Genomic DNA, 5,018 nt, shown 5'->3' on the forward strand with positions numbered 1-5,018 from the left:
GGGTGGTGCCGCCGGTCATGAGCCCGCCGGCGGACTTGGGGCGCGCGACCGGGCCCGGTGGGCGGGGCCGGGACGGGGGACGGCCGCCCGGCGCGGGGCCGGGCGGCCGTCCTGGGAAGCGACTCCCGTCAGCCCTGGCGGGCCTTGAAGCGGGGGTCCTTCTTGTTGATCACGTAGACCACGCCGCGTCGGCGGACCACCTGGGCGCCGGGCTTGGCCTTCAGTGAGCGCAGGGACTTGCGTACCTTCATGGTTCTGCTCTCCTCGTGTCGGTCGCGGGCCGGTTCAGCCGCGGGCGGCGGCGGTACGGCCGTAGCGGCGCTCGAAGCGCTCCACCCGGCCGGCGCTGTCCAGGACCCGGGACCTGCCGGTGTAGAAGGGGTGCGACGCGGACGAGACCTCGACGTCGATCACCGGGTACGTGTTGCCGTCCTCCCACTCGACCGTCCGGGACGAGTCGGCGGTGGAGCGGGTCAGGAACGCGACGTCCGCGGCACGGTCACGGAAGACGACGAGCCGGGAGTCGGGATGGATGCGGGGCTTCATGGGGTTTCCTTCCTGGGGCCTCGCTCCGGTGGTGGTTCCGGAGGGTTCGGGCCCGGTCGTTCTCGGCGGTTCAGCGCTCTTCGCGGAAATCCACGTGCGCGCCGGCCACCGGGTCGTACTTGCGCAGGACCAGCCGGTCGGGGTCGTTGCGGCGGTTCTTGCGGGTCACATAGGTGACTCCGGTCCCGGCCGTCGACTTCAGCCTGACGACGGGACGCGCGGTGCTGCGTGCCATGAGGTTCTCCCTTCGCCCACACCCGAGATCAGTGATCCGAGCATGTCAATCACGATGGGTGTAACAACGCCTCCCCCGGTCGCATTCCCGGGTTCCGGACCGGCTACCGCAGGAGCAGCTGGAGGCCGCCGACGATCGTCGCCGCGATGACCAGCTGCTCGAACAACCGCTGGTTGATCCGGTTCACCGCCCACTTGCCGATCAGCGCGCCGGGCACGACGAACACCACGAGCGCGGCGTCGAGCAGCAGTGAATGGCCGTCGATCAGCCCGAGGCCGGCACTGAAGGGGACCTTGGAGACGTTCACGATCAGGAAGAAGAACGCCGAGGTGCCCAGGAAACCGAGCTTGCGGAAGCCCGCCGACAGCAGGTACATCGACATCACCGGGCCGCCCGCGTTGGCGACCATCGTGGTGAAGCCGCCCAGGACGCCGTACGAACGGGCCTTCAGCCGGCCGGCCCGGGTGGTGACCGCGTCCGGGTCGTCGGGGCGGTCGGCCTTGCGGCGCCGCCACAGGGTGACACCGGCCATCAGCAGCAGGATCGCGCCGATCGAGGTCCGTACGACCTGGTCGTCGGCCCACACCAGGAACAGCGTGCCGATCACCACGCCGGCCGCGACCGCGGGGAACAGCCGCCACAGCGTGGGCCAGTGGGCGTGCCTGCGGTAGGTGGCGACGGCCAGTACGTCGCCCGCGATCAGGATCGGGAGCAGGACGCCGGTGGAGGCGCGGGCCGGGAGGATCGCGGCGAAGACGGCGAGGCTGACGGTGTTGGCCCCGCTGACGGCGGTCTTGGAGAAGCCGACGAGCAGCGCGGCGAGGGCCAGGGCGGCGAACTCCCAGCCGGATATGTGCCAGAGGGTCATGGTGTTCATGCGGGGACCGATGTTATGTCCGGACAAGCCGATCCGGTAGGTGCCGTCTCACCGGTCGACCCGCGGACCCGCGGCCCTCTGACCGGTGCGGACCGCCACGGCACAGATGCCCCTCCCGTTTGCGCCTGCCCGGCACGGGCACCCGACCCGCGACCACAGCACGACGAAGGGAATCGCACGCAATGACCGTGGTGAAGAGCACGCTGGCCGAAGGAGCGCTCCGGGTCACCGGGACCGCCCTCCAGGAGACCCTGGTGGATCTGCTCGGGCTGTCGCTGATCGGGAAGCAGGCGCACTGGAACATCGTGGGGCCCCGGTTCCGTTCGATCCATCTGCAGCTCGACGAGGTGGTCGCCACCGCGCGCACCTACTCGGACACTGTCGCGGAGCGCGCCGCCGCGCTGGGCGTGGCGCCGGACGGCCGCCCCGAGACGATCGCCGCGGCCTTCTCGCTGCCCGGCACGAAGGACGGCTGGCTCCGGGACGACGAGGTCGTCGACCTGATGGTGCGGACGCTGGAGGCGGCGATCGGACGGCTGCGCGAGCGGATCGCCGCGACCGACGAGGCCGACCCGGTCACCCAGGACCTGCTGATCTCCGTCACCGCCGACCTGGAGAAGCAGCGCTGGATGTTCGCGGCCGAGAACAACTGAGATCCGGCAGGGCTCACCTGGGCCCCTCCGGTACGTCCGTTTCGAGCGCCGCCGTCCGCAGGGCCGCCGCCACGCGGGTGACCGCCTCCGTCGGCGGGTGGGGCAGCCGGGCCAGCAGCTGGCGCCGCTGTTCCTGAGGTCCGCCGCGCACCGGCAGGATCCGTACGCCCGGCGGCGCGGCGGCGGCGAGGGCGGCCGGTACGGTGGTCAACCCGCAGCCGGCCGCGACGAGATGGAGTTTGGCCAGCCAGTCACGGGCGGTGTGGACGATCTCGGGCCGCTCGTCCAGCCCGGGCCACACCCCCATCAGCCGGTCCTCGCCGGCCGCGGGGCCGGCGATCCAGCGCTGTCCGCGCAGGTCGGCCACATCGACGAAGTCGCCGCGGGCCAGCGGATGGGCGGTCGGCAGCGCGAGGCACAGGGCGCGCTCGGTGAGGGTCTGCAGCGCCAGCGGCGGTGACTCCGCGTCCGGCGCCCGGAACGGCGGCGCCGACGCGATCAGCGCGAGGTCCAGGCTCCCGGCGCGCAGGGCGCGGACGAGCGCCGGGGTGGTGCCCTCGCGCCCGGTGACCAGCAGTCCGGGGTCGGTCCGGCGGAGCGTGGTCAGGGCCCGGGGCACCAGTACGGCACCCGCGGTGGGATACCAGCCCAGCCGGACCGTCCCGGCCCCTTCGGGCAGGCCGGACAGCTCCCGCGCGGTCGCCTCGATCTCGTCGAGGACGACGGTCGCGCGCCGCATGACGACCCGTCCGGCCGGGGTGAGCCGCGCTCCGTCGCGTCGTCGCTCCAGCAGTTCCGCGCCCGCCGCCCGCTCGATCGCGGCGATCTGCCGGGAGACCGCGGACTGGGTGTAGCCGAGCGTGGCGGCGGCCGCGGTGAAGGTGCCCTGTTCTGCGACCGCGCGGAAGACCCGCAGCGCGGTCAGCGACACATCGTTGAAGTCCATGACGTTTACGCATACCAGCCGTGCCGAACTTTCGTTGGACTCATGGAGCCGGCGTTCCTAGCGTGGTGGGCATGAAGACTTCCCGCATCGCCCTGGTGACCGGCGCCAACCAAGGCCTCGGCCGCGCCCTCGTCGAAGGCCTCGCCACCGGGCTGGCCCCGGACGACCTGGTCCTGCTCACCGGCCGCGACCGGCGGCGCGTGACGGAGGCGGCCGTCGAGGTCGCCCGGCTGCCCGGTACCCGCGCCCGGGTCGAGGGCCGTGTCCTGGACGTCACCGACACCGACGCCATCGCCCGCCTCGCCGTCGAACTCCGCGCCCGCCACGGCGGGGTGGACATCGTCGTCTCCAACGCGGTCGCCCGCGTGCTGCCCGACGAGTCGCAGTCGGAGCGGGCCGACGAGTTCATCGACGTCTCCAACACCGCCACGCACGCGCTCCTGCGCTCCTTCGGTCCCGTCCTGCGCCCGGGCGGCCGGCTGCTGGTCGTCGCCAGCTCGCTCGGCACGCTCGGTCATCTCGACCCCCGGCTGCACCACCTCTTCGACGGCGCGAGCCTCGACCAGGTCGAGTACGCCGTGGAGTCCTGGCGCAGCGCCGTCCACCACCACACCGCCACCGAGGCGGGCTGGCCCGTGTGGCTGAACGTGCCCTCGAAGGTCGCCCAGGTCGCCGCCGTCCGCGCCCTCGCCGCCGAACGCCGGGAGCAGGACCTGGCCTCCGGCACCCTGATCGCCTCGGTCTGCCCCGGCATGGTCGACACCGCCACCTCCCGCCCCTGGTTCAGCGACTACAGCCAGGCCCAGTCCCCCGCCGACGCCGCCCGCGCCGTCCTCGACCTGGTCTTCGCCGACCACGTCGACCCCGCCCTGTACGGCGAGCTGGTCCGCTTCGGCAAGCCCCTGCCCTGGCACGACGGCACACCCCCGGTGGAGCAGGACCGCCTGGTCAAGCCATGAGCGTCGAACCATGAACGTCGAGCACGGCGCCGTCCAGCAGCACCCAGCAAGGAGTTCCGCCATGACCGCCGTCAGCACCCCCTTCGGCTTCTCCAGCACGGCCGCCGAGGTCGCGGCGGGCATCGACCTCACCGGCCGCCGTGCGGTGGTCACCGGCGCCTCCTCGGGCATCGGTGCGGAGACGGCCCGGGCGCTGGCCTCGACCGGTGCGGAGGTCACCGTCGACCCGGACAACGGCCGCCGGCTGTGGGACCTGTCGGAGGAACTCCTCGCCGGCTGACCCTCGCCCGGGGCGGGATCACCGTCCTGGTCCGGCGCAACGGCCGCACCTCAGCCGGCTCAGAGGCCCAGGACCCGGGCGACGGTGCGCAGCACGCCGTTGTCGTTGTTGGACGGGGCGAGGTGGCGGGCCCGGCTGATGACGTCCGGGTGGGCGTTGGCCATGGCGAAGGACCACTCGGCGGCGTCGAGCATCTCCAGGTCGTTGAGATAGTCGCCGAAGACCATGGTCTGTGCCGGGGTGATGCCCAGCTCGCGCTGGAGGCCGCGCAGGGCGGTGCCCTTGTTGGCGGTGCGGTTCATCACGTCGACCCAGTGCTCCCCGGAGACCACGACCTGGTGGGTGCCGGCGAAGCCGGCCAGCGCCGGGGCGGTGGTGCGCTCGGCCGGGCCGAAGTCGAAGAGCGCGACCTTGATCACGTCGTGGGGGCCCGCGGGGGGTGGGGGGGGGTTCACGTGGGGGCCAGGGTATGGGGGGGGCGCGGGGGGCGACTCCACGGCCGCGGGCGCCGCCCCGGCCGCG

The 5,018-nt window shown here is 73.0% G+C and carries 8 protein-coding genes and 1 pseudogene; 3 read left to right on the forward strand and 6 right to left on the reverse strand.

The features are described from left to right. Window positions 1-128: 128 nt before the first annotated feature. The 4 genes from ykgO to ACWGJB_RS01485 form a co-directional block, all read right to left on the reverse strand. Window positions 129-251, reverse strand: a complete 123-nt coding sequence (ykgO, locus tag ACWGJB_RS01470; protein ID WP_046728129.1) for a type B 50S ribosomal protein L36 — start codon at window positions 249-251, stop codon at window positions 129-131. A 34-nt stretch (window positions 252-285) separates the two neighbouring features. Beyond that, complete coding sequence (locus tag ACWGJB_RS01475) at window positions 286-546, reverse strand: type B 50S ribosomal protein L31 (protein WP_362560805.1); 261 nt, start codon at window positions 544-546, stop codon at window positions 286-288. A gap of 70 nt (window positions 547-616) precedes the next feature. Next, a complete protein-coding gene (gene rpmG / locus ACWGJB_RS01480) occupies window positions 617-781 on the reverse strand; it encodes a 50S ribosomal protein L33 (RefSeq protein WP_046728127.1) in 165 nt (54 codons plus the stop codon). A gap of 103 nt (window positions 782-884) precedes the next feature. Then, on the reverse strand, window positions 885-1,658 hold the full coding sequence (locus ACWGJB_RS01485; RefSeq protein ID WP_453378249.1) for a sulfite exporter TauE/SafE family protein: 774 nt from the start codon (window positions 1,656-1,658) through the stop codon (window positions 885-887). A 182-nt stretch (window positions 1,659-1,840) separates the two neighbouring features. Between ACWGJB_RS01485 and ACWGJB_RS01490 the strand changes: the two genes are divergently transcribed. Continuing rightward, window positions 1,841-2,311, forward strand: coding sequence for a Dps family protein (locus tag ACWGJB_RS01490; RefSeq protein WP_450757721.1), 471 nt, complete (start codon window positions 1,841-1,843; stop codon window positions 2,309-2,311). 13 nt (window positions 2,312-2,324) lie between these two features. Here ACWGJB_RS01490 and ACWGJB_RS01495 read toward each other — a convergent pair whose 3' ends face one another. Continuing rightward, window positions 2,325-3,257 carry a LysR family transcriptional regulator gene (locus tag ACWGJB_RS01495; protein ID WP_453378250.1) on the reverse strand — a complete coding sequence of 311 codons (933 nt, stop codon included), beginning with the start codon at window positions 3,255-3,257 and terminating at the stop codon, window positions 2,325-2,327. 71 nt (window positions 3,258-3,328) lie between these two features. Here ACWGJB_RS01495 and ACWGJB_RS01500 point away from each other — a divergent pair, with 71 nt between their 5' ends. Then, entirely contained in the window at window positions 3,329-4,216 is an 888-nt protein-coding gene (locus ACWGJB_RS01500) for an SDR family NAD(P)-dependent oxidoreductase (protein WP_453378251.1), read from the forward strand. A gap of 61 nt (window positions 4,217-4,277) precedes the next feature. Next, window positions 4,278-4,439, forward strand: a pseudogene (locus ACWGJB_RS01505) (SDR family NAD(P)-dependent oxidoreductase); the annotation flags it as partial. Window positions 4,440-4,555: 116 nt separating this feature from the next. On the opposite strand, the gene ACWGJB_RS01510 reads toward ACWGJB_RS01505, so the two are convergent. After that, on the reverse strand, window positions 4,556-5,018 hold a 463-nt coding region (locus ACWGJB_RS01510), incomplete at its 5' end, for an HAD hydrolase family protein (protein WP_453378252.1).

The organism is Streptomyces sp. NPDC054813 (genome assembly GCF_053611365.1).